The sequence below is a fragment of the Rhodopirellula bahusiensis genome (genome assembly GCF_002727185.1).
Lineage (GTDB): Bacteria > Planctomycetota > Planctomycetia > Pirellulales > Pirellulaceae > Rhodopirellula > Rhodopirellula bahusiensis.
The window spans coordinates 1-18,660 of record NZ_NIZW01000037.1; the positions used below are offsets into that span (position 1 = coordinate 1).

Consider the following 18,660-nt stretch of genomic DNA (forward strand, 5'->3'; position numbering starts at 1 on the left):
TTTGTTCAAGCGGCGATCCTTTGGTAAACTGTCTGGTGATTCGACACTTGTTCGCTCCGTTCGGGGCGGGTGTCGTAAAAACCTTCCGTTAGGCGACCTAGATCACAGGTAGTTCCACCCGCAATGAAGACAGACGAACTCTCCACTTGTTTTTGCACGCAATCCGTTGACGAGTGTCGCGACTTCTATACTCGACATTTCGCCGCTCGCCCGATTTTTGACTGCGGTTGGTATGTCAGCCTGCGCATCAACGGCGACGGGCCGACGCTTCAGTTCATGCAACCACAGGGCGAGGCCCCCGCATTTGGTGGGGCGGGAGTTATGCTCAATTTCAAGGTTGGCGATGTTGACGCGGAACACGCGCGTTTAACTGGCGCGGGCCTCCAAGCCGTGATGCCGCTTGAGGATCACCCGTGGGGTGACCGTGGATTCTCCGTTCTCGATCCCATCGGAAACTCCGTTTACGTCTATTCTGACCGCGAACCTAGCGACGAGTTCAAGAAATTCCACCTTGGCTCGTGATGGCAACGGTCGCCTAACATGGTTTTTACGCTAGGCCTTCGGCACACCTTCGTTGCTAGGCAACGGGCGTTGGCATTGGTACAATTTATGGTGATTCAAACTCCACCGCTTCGGTAACGGCGGTGTCGTAAAAACCTTCCGTTATACGCCCCTAGGTTTTCGATGGGCATAGACTTCCGTGACACCGATGGCGCACCTCTGGGTGATGGCAGCTGCACGACCGGCTATTGGTCGCATGCGATGATTCTGCTCCCCCAGCTCGCGGACTTTCTCGCCGAGCTATCTCATTCCTCCAATCTCCTGCCACGCGACACCGCGACGTTCGACCCCAATTCCCTGTTTGTGTTCGACGCCGCCTCGGACACGGTGAAAATTGCCGATCGCAACGAACTGACTCGTTTGTTGCGGTGCTGCTCTGACGTCTCGTCGCATGACGACTATCCGTTTTTCGCAGTCTTGGTTGATGCGTTGCGTGACTGGACTCGGCCGCAATCGTAGTGGCCGGGGCGTATAACATGGTTTTTACGCTGAGGCCCTTCGGGCACACCTTGGCTCTTTGGCAACGGGCCATGGCCTTGGTACAATCTCTCGTAGTTCAGGCATCGCTCGCTTCGTTTAGGGCGGTGTCGTAAAAACCTTCCGTTATACGCCATCGAGGCTCAATGTTTCGCCGCCCACGCGCGACGTACGGAGACACTATTCAGATTCCGCTGAACGCCACGTCCGCGTTTCTGCGTGTCGTTCATGTGTCCCGCCATTTTCCAGACGTCATGCAACTTGAGCTTCTCGGCTTTGGCGAGTCCGATGACGAGATCGAAGCTTCGTCTTCTGGCCGACAACTCGTTTGGACCGCGTGCGTCGGGTTTTCCAAACGTGGATGGCGTGTGGTTTCAACCGGCACGACTTCCCCCGGCGATGAAGACTTGACGTATCGTATTGTCGCGCAAGAGTTGTGGCGATCTGACGTTTTGGTTCGTCGAGCAACGAGAATTGATACGGAACAGTATCCGCCAATGCTCGTTGACGGGTTCGTCTTCCTAGAACGAAGGCTTCAACGCATCGCGGATGGTGCATAACAGGGTTTTTACGCTAGGCCTTCAGCACACCGCTGTTGTTTGTGCAAGCCGCCCTCCGTTGGTACAAATTCCGGTAGTTCAGGCATCGTCCGCTTCGTTTAGGGCGGTGTCGTAAAAACCTTCCGTTGTGCGACCTACCGTGAATGTTGCCCAAGCTCTTTCGCTAACCCTTGACGATGCTCCAGATCGCGAACCATCGGTTACGCTTACTGGCATCCTCGTCTGCACAACACAATTTTCGTACGTTGTGGCTGAACGCGACGACACCATTGGCGTCTTGGTCCATGCCGAACCGACGTCCCTCACGGATCGCTTGCTGCATTGTGTTCCGCCTTATGGCGGCTCTGCTATCATCTACTGCGATCCATGCAAAATCACCGGCCTGCTATGCGATTGCGTTCTCCCGATGTTCCCGCGACTGCTTCACTCAATTACTGATTTGGTGTTTGACGGCCACCGAATCATTGCGGATGACGATCGCTGGGTTGCTGACCCGCCGTTCATCGACTGATGTTGCCGGTCGCACAACATGGTTTTTACGCTAGGCCTTCGGCACACCTTCCAACTTTGTCAATGCGGGCTGACTTTGGTGCAATCTCTCGCAGTTCATGCATCGTTTGCTTCGTTCAGGGCGGTGTCGTAAAAACCTTCCGTTACGTGCCCCTAGATTTTTGGATCGTCGACATCGCCTCGAATGACTCTGACGACCTCCAGGAATCCTTCCACTCGCCGAAAAAAATCACGTAACTGCCAACGTACGTGGATCGAATGTCATCACCAAGTTCGGGCCGCGCGTCACCAACATCTGGATGCTTGGCGACCAATCGGCATTTCTCGCGCAGCTTCTGCACCCATTGTCGGGCTGCGTCCGGTTTGTCACGGGCGATGAATCGAGCAATCTGCTTTAGATCGTCCTTCGATTCTGCAGAATACCGAAGTCTCGGCATGTTCAGCTTCCCTGCTGCTCGGCTTCTACCTTGTCAATCTCTGCATTGACCTCGTTGAACACGGCTTCTTCGTCGTAGAACTCGCCTGCATCCAATTGCTTAACGCCCTTTCGAATCTCGCCTCGCAATTGCTCGCGGCCCATCAACAGCTTGATGCCCTCGACGATGGCATCTTCCTCAGTATTGTACCGTCCTTGGGAAACAAGACCTTTCACGAAATCGTTGACTTCGCTTGGCAGGTTCAGATTCATGGCTTTTCTCCGGTGGGCCGGGGCACATAACATGGTTTTTACGCTAAGGCCCTCCGGGCACACCTACGCTGTGGTGCAGGCCTCGCTCCCATTATACAATCGAATCCAATTCAGTCCAGCTTCGCTTCGGTTGCGTCGGTGTCGTAAAAACCTTCCGTTATGTGCCGCAGATGCCTGAATCACACTTCAAGCTCAAGAAGTATCCGCACTACGCTGAGGTGATCGCATCCACAACACCGAGCGATCAAGACGCCGTCCAAATTTCCCCCAACGTTTTTGCGTGGCTCAAGGACGACTATGGCCCAGATGCATGGGAATGGCCAATTTGCGACGACTGCCGAGCGGCAGCTGAACGCGGTGCGAAACTCGCACTCAGTTCCTCTGAACATGACCCTACCTTGGTCACCATCCTGATGATTCGTGGTCACCACTTTCACACGTCAACGGATGCCGTCGCATTTGCCGCGACGTATGCGACGATCGAATCGCTTGGCGTTACCGGCAATAACCTGCCGCAGATTGATGGTGATTCGATACGCTTCCCGAGCGGCACATAACATGGGTTTTACGCAAGGGCCTTCGGCACACCTTCCAACTTTGTCAACGCGGGCTGGCCTTGGTACAGTTTTTGGTAGTTCAGGCATCGCTCGCTTCGTTCAGGGCGGTGTCGCAAAAACCTTCCGTTACGCGACCACAGGTGAATCCACTGCAGCAGTACATCGACGACCTTGAGTTCCCTGACGCTTCCACGCGTGAGGCTGCTGCACACGCAATCCACGATCTCGGTGATGCGGCACGCGATGCTGCTCCAGCGCTGTTCGCCGCGATACTCCGCGAAACCGACGCCTGCCCTTGGGTGGGAACGGCTCTCACACGCATCGGGCCGCTGGCTGCCGACCTCGACGCACTTGAATCTGCACTTCGCAGCGACAACTCGCACGTTCGCTTTTGGGCCGCTCGCACCATTGTCAAACTTGGCCCTGATGCCGAACCATTAATTCCAATATTGATTTCACTTCTTTGTGATTCACACCACCCTGTTACCGACTCGGTCGTTTGGGCACTCGGCACGATTGGAATCCCTGCGATCTCGCCTCTAGTTGACGCTACACACGATGACGACGCCGAACTTCGTGGTCGTGCAGTTCTTGCTCTCGGTCGCTATCCGCAGGATGCCGCAATAAAGCTGCCCGCTATCGTCAAATCGCTTGATGATCCTGACCCCAACGTCCGCAGGCAGGCCGCTCATGCGATTTGCTCGTTAGGGCAGGATGCGCATCCCGATCGAGACGGTTACGATGCTGGCACATTTTCAACGCTTGTTGCCGCAATCGATCGAATTGCTGATGGCGATTCCATTGATGTCGACGCAGAATGGTTTGGACGCGTGCATGGCTGGCTCCGTCCCAGCGCGTAGTGATCGCGTAACATGGTTTTTGCGCTAGGCCTTCGGCACACCGCTGTCGTTTGTTCAGGGCTCCCTCTGGTGTTAGAATCTTTCGTAGTTCAGGCATCGTTCGCTTCGTTTAGGGCGGTGTCGTAAAAGCCTTCCGTTAGGCGACTCAGCAAATGAGTGATCAACCTGATGCCAATCGCCGTCGGTCCGGGCTATTGCTTGCGATATTCACGTTCACCGCAACTGCTGCGGCGATATCGGGCGTGTCCGCGCTGCGACGCGATGACTTGGGGCAGGCGATAATCGCATTGGTCAGCGCAATAGTTCTTGCTATCTCTGGCTGGATTTCATTTCGATCGACACGCCGACCCGACGCGTAGGCGTCGCCTAAAAAACCGTTGTGCGGCCCAGTCATTTGACAGCGCAATCCCCTCACATCATCGAGAACCTCCATCCAACCGTAGACTTCGGTGGCATGTATCTCTACCGCGCCTGTCGTGCGACGCGACTCGACTACGGGGACAACGATTGCGAAACAATCGAATACGCTCTTCCACTTGACCGTCCACCAAATCAACCGACGTGCTCGTCCCTATGGTCCGGCTACGTCGACCGGTTCGTCCTCAACGCTGACGGGACTCTCGATCACGTTGGTTACGCGTTTTTGGTAGGTTTCCACGATGACAACAACGACCGGTACACCTTACAGGACGGTATCGAACGCGTTACCGGTGACTTCTACCTTCAATTTCGGGCTGATTTCTTTGGTCCGCACACGTATGTGCCATTTCGCGATGGCAAGGTCGTCACTGACCGAAACGAATGGCAGGTTATCGGTCCTCCCAGCTTCTAGGGCCGCACAGCATGGTTTTTACGCTAGGCCTGCGGCACACCGCTGTCGTTTGTTCAAGCCGCCCTCTGTTGGTAGAATCTCATCTAGTTCAGACATCGTTCGCTTCGTTCCGGGCGGTGTCGTAAATACCTTCCGTTGTGCGAACCTAGCTTTCTCTTATGGCACGTTTAGACAAGCAGCAACGAAAGAAGCTTCTTCGTGAGGCCAAGCTGAAAGCGATGGAAGACGCTGCCGAGGCACTTCCGCTCTCGAACACGCAATTCAAGGCGTTGTTCGACATGCTCGACGAACGCCTCCCCATTGACGGTTGCGACCACACTCGACGTCTTACGATCGCACATATCCGCTCTGCAGGGTTACCCGAAACTGAAACCTTGGAATGGCTTGCCGAGAATGGCGGTTACTGCGATTGCGAGGTGCTTGCCAACTCAGAGGAGGCGTGGGAAGCCTGCAAACAATACAACACGACAACGTAGGTTCCGGTTCGCACAACATGGTTGTTACGCTAGGACTTCGGCACACCGCTGTCGTTTGTTTAAGCCGCCCTCTGGTGGTAGAATCTTTGGTAGTTCATGCATCGTTCGCTTCGTTCAGGGCGGTGTCTTAAAAACCTTCCGTTGTGCGGCCTAGCCAATGGACATCCTAGACCGGCAACGCGTTGTCGCTTTCCTGTTGCGTAACGAACGATACTCCGACCTTTGGCAACTGCTTTACGACTCACGTGACCGCGACCGGCAATCACGCAAGCATCGCATCTCAACCGAAGCGGAATCGGCGATCGAAACACTCGTCTCACGTGTAATGAATCATCTACTCGCCATTGACGACTGCGTCCCAGATGATGGCCGCGGCATACGGCGGAATCGGTACGATGAATGCCTTGCCGTATGGCTGCAACTCAACACCGTGGGCCTTGACTCGGATGTGGTGGCTGATTTCGTTGCGTCTTCGGATATTGACATCGAAACGCTGCGTTAACGGCCGCACAACATGGTTTTTACGCTAGGCCTTCGGCACACCTTGGCTCTTTGGCAACGGGCCGTGGCCTTGGTACAATCCTTCGTAGGTCAGGCGTCGCTCGCTTCGTTTAGGGCGGTGTCGTAAAAACCTTCCGTTATGTGCCACCGATCATGCCTGATGCTGACTCGTTCCCCAAAGTGAAGCGTGCGATCATTCGCCGGCTCCTCGATGGTGTCGGGTCCCATGGCTTCACGCAATTGCGCACAACGACATACTTCGTTCGTGATCGCGAAGCGATTCGCGACGTCTTTTTCTTCCAAAAAATGCGATCCAACACAATCACCATCTGCTACGGCGTGATGGCGATTCCGGACGATGACTGGACGCCCTGTGTTCCCAACGCGCGATGGCTGCGTGACCAAGAATCGTACCGGTGCAAATACGTGGATCACGTTGACAGCTCAATCGGTCGCGCGATTACTGACCTCGAATCAGAGGCTTTTCCGTGGTGGGACGATTTCGTGACCGCCGACGACCTACCGCCAGCGCGTGGTGGCACATAACATGGTTTTTACGCTAGGCCTTCAGCACACCGCTGTCGTTTGTTCAAGCCTCCCTCTGGTGGTAGAATTTCAGGTAGTTCAGGCATCGTTCGCTTCGTTAAGGGCGGTGTCGTAAAAACCTTCCGTTGTCGGTCATAAATCAAAGGATTTTCTATGACAACCAAAGAAAAGGCTATTTCGCTAATTCAGGCCCTCGATGACGATGTCTCGCTTGACGATGTCATCGACCGCCTTTACCTCCTCCGCAAGATCGAACTTGGTATCGCCCAAGCCGATGCTGGCGACGTGATGGAACACGACGAGTTCATGGACGAACTTGAGGCCGAAGATGCCCAGTAAAATTTACTGGACCCGGCAGTCTCGCGAAGACCTCCGTGCTGTTCGTGCTCACATTGCCCGTGACGCGCCAGCTACGGCGTCTGCCTATGTACGAAAACTGCGGCTATCCGTTGGGCGATTGCGACAATTCCCGTTTTCCGGCGAGGTCGTTCCGGAGATTGGCCGTGAGGATCTGCGCGAGGTACTCCAAGGCAACTACCGCATCATATATCGCGTGGCCGACCGCAGAGTCGATATTCTCGCGGTGTTTCATAGCGCCCGTATCTTTGACGAACGCGATTTCAGCAGCAGTGAATGACCGACAACATGGTTTTTACGCTAGGCCCTTCGGGCACACCTTCCTTTGCACTTCAAGCGGGGCTGGCGTATCATTAGCTTCTCGTGATTCAAGCTCCAACGCTTCGTTCAGGTCGGTGTCGTAAAAACCTTCCGTTGTGCTGCGAAGCTAAACCGTGAATCCTTCGCTTGATGAAACGCTCCGAGGTGCAATCGAGCGTTCTTTCATACAAAACGACCATATCGAAGTCGAAGAATTGCTCCTTGTCGCTTCGGGAGCGGATCGAACGCGGGCCGCAATCTTAGTGCTCGCAAACGGCAACCGTGACTTGCTGGCCGATCTCGTCCAGCGATCACAGCGTGACTATCGTGACGTTCTGATCCTACTCGAAACCGTAACACTCGAATTCCCCGAGCTGTCCTTCCCCGAAATTCAACGACGGTACTCCGAGCTTGGTCTCGTACCCAAATATCGAGCCACTTAACCCTATTCGTAGCGCTGCTAGCCGCGCAACACTGATTTTAAGCAGGGGCCAGTGGCACACCTTCGTTGGTTGTTCAAGCCTCGATGGGAGTGGCAACGGACAGGTTGCGGTTTCTGTCAAATCGCTGAATCGGCACCGTTGGCAATCGACTGTCTCGACGGCGGCATCGACGCGAAAGAGCAATTGGGCTAGTTGAGCGATATCGGAATACTTCAAGCAGGCCAGGCACAGCGCTTCGACAGCAGTCCCCACCATGGCGTCGAATCTCCCAGCCAGCGGCGAATCGTATCCAATCAACTTCGTCCACTGCAGTGGGCGATCACTCTGGCGTTGCACGTCTCGCTGGGTCCGGCAGCGATACGGTTTGGGCTACCGGAGAATCGTCCGGCCAGCGTAGTTGGTCGGCCGTCTTCCATTCATCCCAGCTGTCACCCCAGCCGACATACGTGACTTTGTATCGAGTGTCGTCAACTTCTTTGACTCGGCTCTTCCACCACTTATTGCCCCACTTCACTTTGACACGATCGTTCACGATCGGCAGCTTAGCACCGTCCTCGCCTGTGGGTCGATCTTGTTCCCGTTGATACCACTGTTTGGCAAACGCCTGGTCATCTTTCGAGACCGATTCGTAGGGAATTGAATCCGGCTCGCCATCCTCCTTCGTCAGTTGGATCATCGTTTTTCCGTCACTACGCACCACACCAACGATTTCGGCATCCAAAATTATCTCGCCCGCCAGATCCCGCCAAACGCGAACATCAGTCCACACGTCTTTAGCTTGTTCATTCACTTCGCTTGCCTGTTTCGGCGCATCAACCACCGGTTGCGAAGGCGTCGGACTGGGAGCCGGATCGGGAACCATCGTTGGCTGCGGATCTTGCCTTGGGCGGTCAGCGGGATTGGGAGTTGGGGCGGGTGCGGGAGCCGACCGCGCGGCGTCGTTCACTACTCCGGGCAGCCTTTGCTCCTGCTCGGGAACGTTCGGCTTTGGTTTGGCCGGTGGAGTTCCAGCGAACATGGCGGTTGCGAATCCAACTGCTTTGACGATTCCAAAAATCGCCAAGATTGTTGCCAACAATATGCCGACCAAGACGACGATGCCCGACAAACCAGACGAACTTTCATCCGGTACACCCAACGAGCCATCTTCATCGCCCGAGTACCGAAGCCGAATGACGGGGCCCTCACGCGGCAATGCTGAATCTGTATGCAACACATCGATGCGTTCGTTTTCCGTTTCGCCCAGTGTGTCGCCGTGCCGTAGTACGGGACCGTTTTCGATCAAGTACTGGCAAGCTCCATTGATCCGGCCATAAGTTTCGATCGGTGACTCTGGCGAGTCGACACATTCGAGTTCCATCAATTCGAACGCGTCCATGCCTGTCGTAAAGGCGAGCGCCGTCGTCTCGGGGGTTTCGTCAGGCAAGACCGAAATATCGACCCACAACTGGAGCGGAAGTTCATCCGGCGGAAGATCGGCAATCGCTTGTCGATAAGATTCTGCGGAGATTTTTAACGCATGCCGATGCCACAGAACTCCGAGCGTCGTTGGATGCGAACGCAAGATCGCGTCGACGACACGCGTCATCAACCAAGCCTGATCCAGAAGCGATAACTCTGACCCTGCTGTCGTGACGATCCAATGACTCTTGTGGGCCGCAAGATCTTGCGGCGCGCTGGGCCAAAGTGCAGACTCTTTTGCTTCGTCAATCGCCAAAGCAGGCATCTGCGAAACAATGATGCAACCTGGGTCTGAGTCGCTCGGTGGTGATTCGAAGTCAATCTGAAAGATCGAATCACTGCTCGTTGTGATCTCATCTACCTTCAACGATCCTGGTAACGTCGCTCCTGCACATTGCCGAAAACCAGCGATATCAAACTCGGCAACGTCTGAAAACGCCAAAAAGCAAACCATCGTCATTATCTGGACTCAATCTATTTGAAAAAGAACCACGCGATTACAATCAAACTCAACCGCGACGCAGTATGCGATCGCCCAACATGGTTCGTACGCAGGGTCCTTCTGCACACCGTTCCTGTTTGGCGACGTGGGCTGGCCTTAGTGGGATCCCCGTAGTTTAGGCATCGCTCGCTTCGTTTTGGGCGGTGTCGTGAAATTTTCTGGTGTCGGCCATGGCGAATTCTGATTCAAAGCCGAACCTCCCTTTCGAGAATGCTCGCTCTTTAAGATGGCTTCGCCGAATCATGCTACTTGCGGTAGCGCCCATCGGAGTCGTCTACGGTGCTGCAATGTTTGTTTTACGTTCGCGCGGCTTCGTCGATCCTGCCGAATACACTACGCAATGGATACTGTTTCAGGCGTTCTGGATTGCGGTGGCGCTCCCTCTCATTCTGTGCATCGTATTTTGGGGTATCAGCCTCGAAGGCTCCCGCAAGTGGTTTGAGCGTCTTGGTTTCGTGATGCTCTTCTTGGTGATCCCGTCGATGCTGCTTCTTGGCGTATTCCGCTTCATCACTGGACGATAACAGCGTATTCGCTCACCGACCCTTTGGGCTCGCCTTCGCCCTTCGGCGACGCTCGCTGGTCGTAGTACAATCCGTCGAAATCTAGTCATCGCTTCGTTCAGGGCGGTGTCGCGGCGAACTTCCATTCTGCGGAGCAAGATTAATGCCCGGTTGCTATCTTCGCGTCGCTGGCTCTGACTTCGACCCAGATTCGTACCTTGCCGCTACATCACTCGTGCCAATGAGTCGCTGGCACGCTGGTGATTCTCTTGCGGTATCTGGCCCCCGTGCATCACGTACACGCGAAACCTCCGGCTTCACTTGTGACGTTAGTGACTGCGATGGTCGACTCGATCGACAAATTGTTGACGCTATTGCATTCTTGACGCGTCATCGCGACGACTTGTTGCTGCTCAATGCGGACGCGTCTGTCGAGGATCGCCGGCTCGATTTCGGCTTCGACACTCGACTCGACGTTGGAGATGTCGCGGTGCAGGGCGAGTGGTTGCCGGTGAGTTTTCTTCAGCTGACCGCTGAACTTCAAATAGGTGTCGCCCTGTCGTTGTATCCGGCATGCTCTGGCGATTCCTAGCCGTGCCTGCATCCGCTGAACGACTTGGGTTTACGCAACGTTTTGAAACGCAACTACCATGTTCGGCAGCGCGGGCTGGCATTGGTTCCGTTCAAGAAAATCCAGGCGTTGCTCGCACCGTTTGGGACGGTGTCTTGAATATTTCTGTCGCGATGTGAATGGATGTTCGTTTGGCGTCTTCTTTTTGGATCGGCGTTGGGCTTGGAAGAACGGTTGGTGTTGTCTTGTCGGCGAGATCGCGGTTCTTGTTCATGGAAAGCAATTTGTATGGGAAACTTGAATGCGAATTCCGGCGATTCGAGGCATCATTGATCGACGCGTGCTCGTCAACTTTCGAGTTGATGCCAGAGTTTTGGCTCGCATCTGCCCGCCTCCATTTCGGCCTCAGACTGTTGATGGTTTTGGTGTTGCGGGGATCTGCCTGATTCGTCTGAAGAGTATTCGTCCAAAACGCTTGCCTGCGTGGGTTGGCATTGCGTCGGAGAACGCCGCTCATCGAATTGCGGTTGAATGGGATGTCGAAGGAGTCACACGTTCAGGTGTGTATATCCCGCGACGCGACACATCGTCCTTGTTGAACGTGTTCGCAGGCGGGCGGGTGTTCCCTGGTGTCCATCACCATGCACGCTTTGATGTTCACGAAACGAAGAATGATCTACGGATTGCGATGGTTGGCGTTGACGGTTCCGCTAGCGTCCATGTCGAGGGACGAATTGCGGAGCAACTGCCCGGCGATTCGGTTTTTCAAACGCTCGAACAATGCTCGCAGTTCTTCGAGGCTGGGTCGCTTGGCTATTCGCCTGCCAGTTCAGGCGGCAATTTCGATGGGCTGCGACTCCGCACGAGCGACTGGCAGGTCCAGCCACTTGCGGTCACTCGAGTTCAATCTTCGTTCTTTGATGACGTTGATGTTTTTCCCCGAGGTTCCGTTGTGTTCGACAACGCGTTGGTGATGCGGGGCATTTGCCATGAATGGCACAGTCGTGAACCGATCTGCTGCGCCGGCGACAGCTTGCCTTGCGCATGACATCGTCTTCGTGAGCGATGCTCAGTAGCTGAAGCCGACGGTTTGCCACCAACGGGCTTTGTAGAATTTTGAACCGGCGATGGTGTGTCGTTGGTTGAAGCCGGATGTCTGCAAGGGGACGATGGAGTCGCTTTGCCAACTGGTGCCGACTTCCGTTCGTTGAGGGTCGCTGATCCAGATTGAGCCATCGGCATTTTGGCTAGCACTCTTAATCCACTTCAGGTCGGACAAAAGTTGGAAGGCCTCGGTTTCGAGGTCGAACAGATACAACGCGTCGTTGTTGCTGACCAGAAGCTTGGGTTCCGTTCGCAACGGGAACAAGTCGTGACCGGTCGGCGACGTCGGCAAGTCGAATTGCTGGTCCAGCGAGAGTTGCCGGTCGCGGTATCGAAACCGATAAAGCTGGTCGCCGAGAACCCACAGGCATTGGCGTTCTTTGTCCCAGGTCACACCGTGTGCGTACGGTAGTTCCGTGTCGACGAAGTCATCGGCGGAGCGATGCAGGCGGAGCATGCCGTGGTTGCTGTTGACGGTGACGATCGAGCCGTCTGGCAGGAGTTCGGCGGAATGGCAACTGCTGTAGCTTGGGTAGTCTTTGATCAGCTTTGAATCTCGGAAACGCACCAGCCGAACGCGTCCGTGGTAGGTGGCGAGGATGCACACCTCGTTATTGAGTTCGACTCGTTTCGCATCGGTTGGAATGTATTCGCCGGGCTGATCTTTGGTCGCCGGATAGGACCAGAGGTCAGCTTCGTCGGCATTTTGTGCGAGCGGATCGACCAGACGGATTCGGTTTTCAGCCTGGTCGGCGCAGAGGATGGCCGAGGTTTGCGTGGAGACGACTTCGTGGATCTTGCCAGTGGCAGGTTCTTCCGCGTGACCAAAACTCGCCAGCAGGGTCAGGAAGACGATGGCCAGGACTTTCATGGGGCGTCTCGTCGCAGTTGGTCAAACGGGGTGTTGTTTGGCAATATCACGCAGTTCGTCGATGCAGGATTTCATGACCGGAAGGTCGATCTCGTGCACGTTGATGGCTTCGCCGGGGTTCTTCAGCATGGTGACGGTCAAGCGACCACCGAGGTGTTGGCGAAACTCTTCCAGTCCTCGCAGGACTTCGTCGGGTGTGTCGAGTTCATCGCACCACAGTGGCGTGCCAAGGTCTGCAAGGGTTTGGCAGACCGCGTGTGCAAGCGGCGTTGGGAAACCAAATTTCCGAGCCGAGTACAACGTGTCGAGAGCCACGCCGATGCCAACTGCTTCGCCGTGTCGAAGGGCGTAGTTGGTCATCGGTTCCATTCGGTGGGCCGACCAGTGTCCGAAGTCGAGCGGGCGAGCTTCGAGTGCTTCGAACGGGTCGCCTCCCGCGGTGATGTGGTCGAGGTGCAATTGGCACGAACGCGCGATTGCTTCCTTGGAAACATCGGCCACTCGCCGGCGAAGTTTGCTGGAGGATTTTCGTAGGTAGTCGAAGAAGGCCGCGTCTTTGAGCAGCGCGACTTTGACGGCCTCGGTCAGTCCAGAACGGAAGTCTCGATCGGGAAGTGTCTTCAGGATGGCTGTGTCATTGAAGACCGCCCAGGGCACCGCGAAGCTGCCGATCCAGTTCTTTTTTTCGAAGTAGTTGATCGCGTTTTTAACACCGACACCTGAGTCGGCTTGCGCGAGCGTGGTCGACGGCAATCGAATCAGACGCACGCCTCGGTGAGCGATGGCGGCGGCGAATCCGACCGCGTCCAGGACGGCGCCACCACCCGCTACGACGATGTAGCTGCGGCGATCCAGATCGTGCGAGTTGATCGCGGCGAGCAGGTCGCGGAGGGTGTTTTCGGAGTTTTTGCAGGATTCACCACCGGGCACGATCATCGGTTCGCGAACCAACCGCATTCGGTCGCTGGTTCGCATTCGGTTGATCAGCGCGGTGGCAAATTCGCCGCCCTCGAGGTTGCTGTCCAAGCAGAACAGAACCTTCGGCGCGGAGCTTTCACTTTGTTCGCCGTGCAGGACTGATTCCAGCACGGGGAAGTCGGCTTGAGAGACGTCGTCGGTCTGTCTCAGGCGATGAACAAATTTGACTTCGAAGGAAATGTCATGCTCGGTCACGGCGTCAACTCTTTCCATCCGCGCCACAGCCAACGCAACGAGTCGGGGAAGATCGATCCCCCGTGTTTTCCGTTGTGGCCACCTTCGCCGTAGACGAATTTGTAATCGTACTTTTGGAAGGCAAGTGCGGCCGCCATCTGTTGGTTGGCGAGGGGCCAATTGCCATGGCGGTTGTCCAGGTCGCCGCTGCCGTCTTGCAGGAAGACTCGGATCGGTTTGGGATCGGTCTTGCGAATCATGGCGGGGTAGTGATCTCCGCCGCGAATGTTCACGAAGCTGCCGATGTGGGACATGACTTTGCGAAAAGAGTCGGGGCGGAACCAAGCGACGGAGAACGCACAGATGCCGCCGGAGCTGTTGCCACAGATGGCTCGCAGTTCGGGGTTTTCGGTGATTTTGTATTGCTTCTCCACTTCGGGAAGCAGTTCGGTCAGGAGGAACTCGGCGTAGTCGCCTGTCACGGAGTCGTATTCGAAAGCTCGGTTGGACGGCGTGGGGCTCCATCCACGCTTGGGTGGCAATTCGCCTTTGTGGCCAGGGTCGACCATCACGGCGATCGTGACGGGCATGTCGCCGGCGGCGATCAGATTGTCGAACACGGTGGGCAGGCGGAAGTCGCCGCCGGGACCTTGGAAGGTGTGGCCGTCTTGGAAGACCATTAACGAGGCAGGCTTCGAGCCGTCGTATTGGGCTGGCACATAGACGCTGTAGCGACGCCGGGTGCCTTCAAAGACTTTGCTGTTTGAAAATTCGTGCTGGGTGATTTTGCCTTGGGGGACGCCTTCTCGAGGGCTGGAATCAGCCGACCAGGTGTAGGTTTCTTCCGCCGCGAACATGGCGGTGGGCTGGAACGCCAAGAGCAGCGTCAAGGCGGTCAGGGGAATGCGAAGCCACTTGGTGTTCAGCGAGGTAAGATGCGTCATGGATGCGGCGGGCGGGCGAGAATGCCCGTGAGAATGGTTCATGCGTTTGGGGTCTGGCGAGGTGGGTGTCGGTGGGAAAACGGGAGAAGGTTGGCGGGAAGCGACCAGGGGACGCTTTTGCAGGCGGGAATCGACGGGGAACGGGCATGTGGTGGGATTCCAATGCGGTTTGAGCTAAAACCTCCGCCGTCGAAGACCGAACAGTGTAACCCAATTTTCTCTTGGTGGATCAGTCGTGCAACAGCGTCGTTTAGGAAGCAGCGGAATTGTCGTTTCTGACATTTGCATGGGAACGATGACGTTTGGAAGTTCCTGTGACGAATCGACCAGTCATGCGATTTGCGATCACGCCTTTGATGCTGGGATCAATTTCTTTGATGCAGCTGAGATCTATCCCGTCCCGCCGAAAGACGACACCTTTGGCGTCACCGAAGAAATCTTTGGTCGATGGTTGAAAACCAAACCGCGCGATTGTGTGACGGTTGCTACGAAAGTGACGGGGCCCGGCCACGGATGGTTCACGCCACCGGTTCGCCACGGTCGCACGACGTTGGATCGGCATCAGATTGTCCGAGCCTGTGAAGATTCGCTGCGTCGATTGGGTGTGGACACGATCGATCTGTATCAGATCCACTGGCCTGATCACGGCATGCCATATGAGGAAGTCCTGGAATCGCTGACTCATCTACGTCGCACTGGAAAGGTGCGTGTGATCGGGTGCAGCAATGAAACGTCGTGGGGATTGATGAAGAGTCTTTGGTCGGCCGACATTCACGGTGTCGATCGGTACCAAACGGTTCAGAATAATTTCAGCCTGATCAATCGCCGCTGCGAGAACGAGTTGGCTCAGGTTTGTCGCCGCGAAAATGTGAGTCTGCTACCGTACTCGCCGCTTGGTGGCGGAGTCCTGACGGGCAAGTACAAAGGCGGACCGCCACCGGGAGGTCGTTTCTCCGAGTACCTGCTGACTGGGAATGACCGGCAGAAGGCGATGGCCCAGCGGTTCGTCAATGATCGCACGATTGAAACGGCGGCACGCATGCACCAGATTGCGGAATCAATTGGCACAACCGGAACAGCATTGTCGGTCGCATGGAGCAAGCAACATGACTTCGTCGCGTCAACAATTGTGGGAGCCACATCCATCGATCAGTTGAAAGAGATCTTGGTGGCCGACGACATGATTCTTGATGATGAAACGATGGCTCGAATCGATGCCATTGAAGTCGAGATCCCCAACGCGATGACGGAAGACGGACTCCGCCGGCTATAAAGAGCCGGGCATTTGATCTTCCAGTTGCGTGAAGACAATCGCTTTGTCTTGCTCGTATTCGTCGGGGGCGGCGTTTTTTCGCTTCCATTGCTCGACTTTGGTGCTCTCGAACTCGAGTGCCACTTCGGGCGTGTTGCGCAAGAAGTCTCGCATCCGCATGAGACGGTGATGGGCAGGATTGCCCTGGACCATCAAGAAGACTTGGTGGGTGGGTTCGCCGTGCCGGGGTTTTTGCAGGACGAGTGAATGATGCAGCCAATCCGGTGAGTCCACGACTCGGTAGTTCAGACCTTCGATGTGCAGCGATGCCGCGTCGAGGCTGGAGAGGTCGGCAACAATTGCGACGACATCGATGATGGGTTGTGCGATCAGGCCGGAGATGGCGGTGCTTCCCACATGATCGATTTGCGTCACGTGGCCCTGGCAAGATTGCAGGATGCTGCTGCGAGTCTGCTCGAATTCTTGTTTCCAACGCGCGTCGTGATGCATCAGCCGAACGGCGACTGGTCCGTCGGAATCAAATCCTTCCCATGGCGTGAGGTCAAATGGAGGCGATGTCATGGATGCGTATGGGAAAGGGAATGCGGGCGGAAAAGGGGCAATTCATCGCGGGGAGCCGTTGCGGTATAACCCAGGACAGGATGACAGGTCGGCCAGTGCAGGTTGTGTGAGCCGAGTAAACCACAACCGGGTTTCGCCGCTCCGTTTTTATCGCCCAGACGATCCAGATGATTCTTCTCCAGAGTAGCTGATGACTGACCAAGACGATTCCGCGACCGCTTCTCCCGTGCCTCGCGTTGGTGTGATCATGGGTAGCCGCAATGACTGGGACACGATGTCAGCGGCTTGTGAGATGTTGGAGAAACTTGGCGTGGAGCACGAGCGATCGGTCGTTTCCGCTCACCGCACGCCAGAACGGATGTTCGAATACGCTCGTTCGGCTTCGTCTCGCGGGCTGAAAGTCATCATCGCCGGAGCCGGTGGCGCCGCTCACCTGCCAGGGATGGTCGCGTCGGAGACGGTTCTGCCGGTGATCGGGGTGCCGATTCAGAGCCGAGCCTTGCAGGGACTGGATTCGCTGTTGTCGATCGTGCAAATGCCAGGCGGAATTCCGGTGGCGACGATGTCGATCGGAGTTGCGGGAGCCAAGAACGCTGGGGTCATGGCGGCTCGGATTTTGGCCACCCATGACGACGCCCTGCGGGAGCGGTTGGAGGCTTTCGTGGCAAAACAACGCGATGATGTGATCGCATCGGCGGAGTTGCCATGAGTGACCGCCAGGAACTTCAAAATGATGAGACGACCAATGCCAAGCAAGTGATCTTGCCTGGGGCGACAATTGGCATGGTCGGCGGAGGTCAGCTGGGGCGAATGTTCGCGATGGCCGCGGCTCGGATGGGCTATCGGGTTGGCGTCTTTTGTGGAAGCAGCGATGAACCCGCCGCCAAGGTCGCAGCATTCACGGTTTGCGGGCCGCTGACGGATCATTCCGCCATCGAAGCATTCGCGAAACGGTGTGATGTGATCACGTTGGAATTCGAGAACATTCCCGCCGATACGATCGCGGCCTGCGGCAAGCACGCGCCGACCTATCCCGACGCTTCCGTGTTGGCGATGGCACAAGATCGATGGACCGAGAAAACGACGCTTCGCGAAGCGGGGATTCCCGTTGCAGGTTTCGAGCCGGTGTACGACCGGGAATCGGCGATTGCCGCCGGCGATTTGTTGGGGTGGCCAATCATCGTCAAGACTTGTCGAAGTGGGTACGACGGAAAAGGCCAGCACCGTTTGAATTCGCCGGACGATGCGGCGACGGTCGAATGGGCCGGGGCCGAAGGCGGTGAAGATGGCCAACCACCTTGGGTTGCTGAGGCCTTGGTGCCGTTTGAGCGGGAGGCGTCGGTGATTGTGGCTCGGACACTCGATCAGCGGGTCGAAACGTTTCCTGTTTTCGAAAACGATCACCAGAATCACATTCTTGACGAAACCAAGCTCCCGGCGGAAGTCTCTTCAGAGATGCAGGCACAGGCTCGTGAAATTGCGATGCGTGTGGCGGAGCATGTGGGATTGGTTGGGCTGTTGTGTGTGGAGCTGTTCGTGACAGAAGACGAATTGATCGTCAACGAAGTGGCTCCGCGACCGCACAATTCGGGGCATGTGACGATCGAAGCGTGTGCGACCAGCCAATTTGAGCAACACGTTCGAGCGATTTGTGGATTGCCGTTGGGCGACACGTCGATGGTGGTCCCGGCCGCCAGCATGTTGAATTTGTTGGGTGATCTTTGGCAAGCAGCCGAGGCTCGAAACGCTTCGCCCAATTGGGAAGCCTGTTTGGAGACTCCCGGCGTCGCATTGCATCTGTACGGCAAGCACGCTGCGCCTGCGGGCCGCAAAATGGGGCACTTGACCGCGGTTGGCGACGATTTGCCAGAGGTTTCGCAGCGTCTGCATTTGGCGCGCGAGCGTTTGCTGAGCGAATTGGGCTGAGTGACTTCGGCTGGACAACGACAACGACGCGAGAGGCGAAATGGCCGTTCACGTTGTCGACGCTGGTTGTTTCACTCGGCATTTTGGCCCGAAAATCGCGTTTCTATCTCTGCGAAGTCATTGA

At 56.0% G+C, this 18,660-nt stretch carries 27 protein-coding genes; 18 read left to right on the top strand and 9 right to left on the bottom strand.

All coding sequences use genetic code 11. The features are described from left to right. The first annotated feature begins 123 nt into the window (after positions 1–123). The 4 genes from CEE69_RS28875 to CEE69_RS28890 all read left to right on the top strand — a co-directional run bounded on the left by CEE69_RS28875 (position 124) and on the right by CEE69_RS28890 (position 2,109). The gene (locus CEE69_RS28875) at positions 124–522 is read left to right on the top strand and encodes a VOC family protein (protein ID WP_099264006.1); all 399 of its coding nucleotides are present in this window, start codon (positions 124–126) and stop codon (positions 520–522) included. A gap of 240 nt (positions 523–762) precedes the next feature. Beyond that, the gene (locus CEE69_RS28880; protein ID WP_158231093.1) at positions 763–1,020 is read left to right on the top strand and encodes a hypothetical protein; all 258 of its coding nucleotides are present in this window, start codon (positions 763–765) and stop codon (positions 1,018–1,020) included. A gap of 164 nt (positions 1,021–1,184) precedes the next feature. Continuing rightward, on the top strand, positions 1,185–1,598 hold the full coding sequence (locus tag CEE69_RS28885) for a hypothetical protein (protein WP_099264008.1): 414 nt from the start codon (positions 1,185–1,187) through the stop codon (positions 1,596–1,598). A gap of 247 nt (positions 1,599–1,845) precedes the next feature. Further along, positions 1,846–2,109, top strand: coding sequence for a hypothetical protein (locus CEE69_RS28890; protein WP_099264009.1), 264 nt, complete (start codon positions 1,846–1,848; stop codon positions 2,107–2,109). A 142-nt stretch (positions 2,110–2,251) separates the two neighbouring features. Here the strand turns inward: CEE69_RS28890 and CEE69_RS28895 are convergent, their stop codons facing one another. Continuing rightward, positions 2,252–2,545 carry a type II toxin-antitoxin system RelE/ParE family toxin gene (locus CEE69_RS28895; RefSeq protein WP_233215757.1) on the bottom strand — a complete coding sequence of 98 codons (294 nt, stop codon included), beginning with the start codon at positions 2,543–2,545 and terminating at the stop codon, positions 2,252–2,254. Between the two features lie 2 nt (positions 2,546–2,547). Then, positions 2,548–2,796 (bottom strand): ribbon-helix-helix domain-containing protein, encoded by a 249-nt coding sequence (locus CEE69_RS28900; protein WP_099264010.1) that lies wholly within the window; start codon positions 2,794–2,796, stop codon positions 2,548–2,550. A gap of 170 nt (positions 2,797–2,966) precedes the next feature. Between CEE69_RS28900 and CEE69_RS28905 the strand changes: the two genes are divergently transcribed. From CEE69_RS28905 to CEE69_RS28945, 9 genes are all read left to right on the top strand, one after another. Continuing rightward, positions 2,967–3,353, top strand: a complete 387-nt coding sequence (locus tag CEE69_RS28905) for a hypothetical protein (RefSeq protein ID WP_143549362.1) — start codon at positions 2,967–2,969, stop codon at positions 3,351–3,353. Between the two features lie 140 nt (positions 3,354–3,493). Beyond that, entirely contained in the window at positions 3,494–4,213 is a 720-nt protein-coding gene (locus tag CEE69_RS28910) for a HEAT repeat domain-containing protein (RefSeq protein WP_158231094.1), read from the top strand. Between the two features lie 454 nt (positions 4,214–4,667). Next, positions 4,668–5,045 (top strand): hypothetical protein, encoded by a 378-nt coding sequence (locus CEE69_RS28915; protein WP_099264013.1) that lies wholly within the window; start codon positions 4,668–4,670, stop codon positions 5,043–5,045. A gap of 158 nt (positions 5,046–5,203) precedes the next feature. Continuing rightward, a complete protein-coding gene (locus CEE69_RS28920) occupies positions 5,204–5,521 on the top strand; it encodes a DUF2695 domain-containing protein (RefSeq protein WP_099264014.1) in 318 nt (105 codons plus the stop codon). Positions 5,522–5,678: 157 nt separating this feature from the next. Continuing rightward, positions 5,679–6,023, top strand: a complete 345-nt coding sequence (locus CEE69_RS28925) for a hypothetical protein (RefSeq protein WP_099264015.1) — start codon at positions 5,679–5,681, stop codon at positions 6,021–6,023. Positions 6,024–6,175: 152 nt separating this feature from the next. Beyond that, entirely contained in the window at positions 6,176–6,568 is a 393-nt protein-coding gene (locus CEE69_RS28930; protein ID WP_099264016.1) for a hypothetical protein, read from the top strand. Positions 6,569–6,721: 153 nt separating this feature from the next. Then, the gene (locus CEE69_RS28935) at positions 6,722–6,907 is read left to right on the top strand and encodes a hypothetical protein (RefSeq protein ID WP_099264017.1); all 186 of its coding nucleotides are present in this window, start codon (positions 6,722–6,724) and stop codon (positions 6,905–6,907) included. Further along, the gene (locus tag CEE69_RS28940; protein ID WP_099264018.1) at positions 6,897–7,205 is read left to right on the top strand and encodes a type II toxin-antitoxin system RelE/ParE family toxin; all 309 of its coding nucleotides are present in this window, start codon (positions 6,897–6,899) and stop codon (positions 7,203–7,205) included. Before CEE69_RS28935 ends, CEE69_RS28940 begins: the two co-directional genes overlap by 11 nt. Positions 7,206–7,359: 154 nt before the next feature. After that, complete coding sequence (locus CEE69_RS28945; protein WP_099264019.1) at positions 7,360–7,668, top strand: hypothetical protein; 309 nt, start codon at positions 7,360–7,362, stop codon at positions 7,666–7,668. A gap of 319 nt (positions 7,669–7,987) precedes the next feature. Here CEE69_RS28945 and CEE69_RS28950 read toward each other — a convergent pair whose 3' ends face one another. Next, positions 7,988–9,589, bottom strand: a complete 1,602-nt coding sequence (locus tag CEE69_RS28950) for a DUF4261 domain-containing protein (RefSeq protein ID WP_099264020.1) — start codon at positions 9,587–9,589, stop codon at positions 7,988–7,990. A gap of 212 nt (positions 9,590–9,801) precedes the next feature. Between CEE69_RS28950 and CEE69_RS28955 the strand changes: the two genes are divergently transcribed. After that, positions 9,802–10,155, top strand: coding sequence for a hypothetical protein (locus CEE69_RS28955; protein WP_143549363.1), 354 nt, complete (start codon positions 9,802–9,804; stop codon positions 10,153–10,155). Between the two features lie 271 nt (positions 10,156–10,426). Here CEE69_RS28955 and CEE69_RS28960 read toward each other — a convergent pair whose 3' ends face one another. Continuing rightward, positions 10,427–10,738, bottom strand: coding sequence for a hypothetical protein (locus tag CEE69_RS28960; RefSeq protein ID WP_143549364.1), 312 nt, complete (start codon positions 10,736–10,738; stop codon positions 10,427–10,429). Between the two features lie 79 nt (positions 10,739–10,817). After that, positions 10,818–10,979, bottom strand: coding sequence for a hypothetical protein (locus tag CEE69_RS33415; protein WP_233215758.1), 162 nt, complete (start codon positions 10,977–10,979; stop codon positions 10,818–10,820). A 27-nt stretch (positions 10,980–11,006) separates the two neighbouring features. Here CEE69_RS33415 and CEE69_RS28965 point away from each other — a divergent pair, with 27 nt between their 5' ends. After that, entirely contained in the window at positions 11,007–11,753 is a 747-nt protein-coding gene (locus tag CEE69_RS28965) for a DUF2071 domain-containing protein (protein WP_099264023.1), read from the top strand. Between the two features lie 21 nt (positions 11,754–11,774). Here the strand turns inward: CEE69_RS28965 and CEE69_RS28970 are convergent, their stop codons facing one another. The 3 genes from CEE69_RS28970 to CEE69_RS28980 are packed head-to-tail and all read right to left on the bottom strand — an operon-like array spanning position 11,775 to position 14,689. Next, positions 11,775–12,680: a DUF6528 family protein gene (locus CEE69_RS28970; RefSeq protein ID WP_099264024.1), complete on the bottom strand. Its 906-nt coding sequence runs from the start codon at positions 12,678–12,680 to the stop codon at positions 11,775–11,777. 21 nt (positions 12,681–12,701) lie between these two features. Next, the gene (locus CEE69_RS28975) at positions 12,702–13,853 is read right to left on the bottom strand and encodes a 3-dehydroquinate synthase (protein WP_233215759.1); all 1,152 of its coding nucleotides are present in this window, start codon (positions 13,851–13,853) and stop codon (positions 12,702–12,704) included. Next, a complete protein-coding gene (locus tag CEE69_RS28980; protein WP_099264051.1) occupies positions 13,850–14,689 on the bottom strand; it encodes an alpha/beta hydrolase in 840 nt (279 codons plus the stop codon). Before CEE69_RS28980 ends, CEE69_RS28975 begins: the two co-directional genes overlap by 4 nt. A 322-nt stretch (positions 14,690–15,011) precedes the next feature. Here CEE69_RS28980 and CEE69_RS28990 point away from each other — a divergent pair, with 322 nt between their 5' ends. Beyond that, positions 15,012–16,049: an aldo/keto reductase gene (locus CEE69_RS28990; protein WP_099264026.1), complete on the top strand. Its 1,038-nt coding sequence runs from the start codon at positions 15,012–15,014 to the stop codon at positions 16,047–16,049. Here the strand turns inward: CEE69_RS28990 and CEE69_RS28995 are convergent. Then, a complete protein-coding gene (locus CEE69_RS28995) occupies positions 16,044–16,610 on the bottom strand; it encodes a GrpB family protein (protein ID WP_099264027.1) in 567 nt (188 codons plus the stop codon). The genes CEE69_RS28990 and CEE69_RS28995 overlap by 6 nt on opposite strands. 190 nt (positions 16,611–16,800) lie before the next feature. Here CEE69_RS28995 and purE point away from each other — a divergent pair, with 190 nt between their 5' ends. Both purE and CEE69_RS29005 read left to right on the top strand, forming a co-directional pair. Further along, a complete protein-coding gene (purE, locus tag CEE69_RS29000) occupies positions 16,801–17,319 on the top strand; it encodes a 5-(carboxyamino)imidazole ribonucleotide mutase (RefSeq protein WP_099264028.1) in 519 nt (172 codons plus the stop codon). After that, positions 17,316–18,536, top strand: coding sequence for a 5-(carboxyamino)imidazole ribonucleotide synthase (locus CEE69_RS29005; RefSeq protein WP_099264029.1), 1,221 nt, complete (start codon positions 17,316–17,318; stop codon positions 18,534–18,536). The genes purE and CEE69_RS29005 overlap by 4 nt, the downstream gene beginning before the upstream one ends. The last annotated feature ends 124 nt before the right edge of the window (positions 18,537–18,660 follow it).

What these genes read in the sequence shown, in the direction of transcription:
- CEE69_RS28875 (WP_099264006.1), top strand. Translation starts at nt 124, where the DNA reads ATGAAGACAGACGAACTCTCCACTTGTTTTTGCACGCAATCCGTTGAC.
- CEE69_RS28880 (WP_158231093.1), top strand. Translation starts at nt 763, where the DNA reads ATGATTCTGCTCCCCCAGCTCGCGGACTTTCTCGCCGAGCTATCTCAT.
- CEE69_RS28885 (WP_099264008.1), top strand. Translation starts at nt 1,185, where the DNA reads ATGTTTCGCCGCCCACGCGCGACGTACGGAGACACTATTCAGATTCCG.
- CEE69_RS28895 (WP_233215757.1), bottom strand. Translation starts at nt 2,545, where the DNA reads ATGCCGAGACTTCGGTATTCTGCAGAATCGAAGGACGATCTAAAGCAG.
- CEE69_RS28900 (WP_099264010.1), bottom strand. Translation starts at nt 2,796, where the DNA reads ATGAATCTGAACCTGCCAAGCGAAGTCAACGATTTCGTGAAAGGTCTT.
- CEE69_RS28905 (WP_143549362.1), top strand. Translation starts at nt 2,967, where the DNA reads ATGCCTGAATCACACTTCAAGCTCAAGAAGTATCCGCACTACGCTGAG.
- CEE69_RS28915 (WP_099264013.1), top strand. Translation starts at nt 4,668, where the DNA reads ATGTATCTCTACCGCGCCTGTCGTGCGACGCGACTCGACTACGGGGAC.
- CEE69_RS28920 (WP_099264014.1), top strand. Translation starts at nt 5,204, where the DNA reads ATGGCACGTTTAGACAAGCAGCAACGAAAGAAGCTTCTTCGTGAGGCC.
- CEE69_RS28925 (WP_099264015.1), top strand. Translation starts at nt 5,679, where the DNA reads ATGGACATCCTAGACCGGCAACGCGTTGTCGCTTTCCTGTTGCGTAAC.
- CEE69_RS28930 (WP_099264016.1), top strand. Translation starts at nt 6,176, where the DNA reads ATGCCTGATGCTGACTCGTTCCCCAAAGTGAAGCGTGCGATCATTCGC.
- CEE69_RS28935 (WP_099264017.1), top strand. Translation starts at nt 6,722, where the DNA reads ATGACAACCAAAGAAAAGGCTATTTCGCTAATTCAGGCCCTCGATGAC.
- CEE69_RS28940 (WP_099264018.1), top strand. Translation starts at nt 6,897, where the DNA reads ATGCCCAGTAAAATTTACTGGACCCGGCAGTCTCGCGAAGACCTCCGT.
- CEE69_RS28950 (WP_099264020.1), bottom strand. Translation starts at nt 9,589, where the DNA reads ATGACGATGGTTTGCTTTTTGGCGTTTTCAGACGTTGCCGAGTTTGAT.
- CEE69_RS28955 (WP_143549363.1), top strand. Translation starts at nt 9,802, where the DNA reads ATGGCGAATTCTGATTCAAAGCCGAACCTCCCTTTCGAGAATGCTCGC.
- CEE69_RS28960 (WP_143549364.1), bottom strand. Translation starts at nt 10,738, where the DNA reads ATGCAGGCACGGCTAGGAATCGCCAGAGCATGCCGGATACAACGACAG.
- CEE69_RS33415 (WP_233215758.1), bottom strand. Translation starts at nt 10,979, where the DNA reads ATGAACAAGAACCGCGATCTCGCCGACAAGACAACACCAACCGTTCTT.
- CEE69_RS28965 (WP_099264023.1), top strand. Translation starts at nt 11,007, where the DNA reads ATGCGAATTCCGGCGATTCGAGGCATCATTGATCGACGCGTGCTCGTC.
- CEE69_RS28970 (WP_099264024.1), bottom strand. Translation starts at nt 12,680, where the DNA reads ATGAAAGTCCTGGCCATCGTCTTCCTGACCCTGCTGGCGAGTTTTGGT.
- CEE69_RS28980 (WP_099264051.1), bottom strand. Translation starts at nt 14,689, where the DNA reads ATGTTCGCGGCGGAAGAAACCTACACCTGGTCGGCTGATTCCAGCCCT.
- CEE69_RS28995 (WP_099264027.1), bottom strand. Translation starts at nt 16,610, where the DNA reads ATGACATCGCCTCCATTTGACCTCACGCCATGGGAAGGATTTGATTCC.
- purE (WP_099264028.1), top strand. Translation starts at nt 16,801, where the DNA reads ATGACTGACCAAGACGATTCCGCGACCGCTTCTCCCGTGCCTCGCGTT.
- CEE69_RS29005 (WP_099264029.1), top strand. Translation starts at nt 17,316, where the DNA reads ATGAGTGACCGCCAGGAACTTCAAAATGATGAGACGACCAATGCCAAG.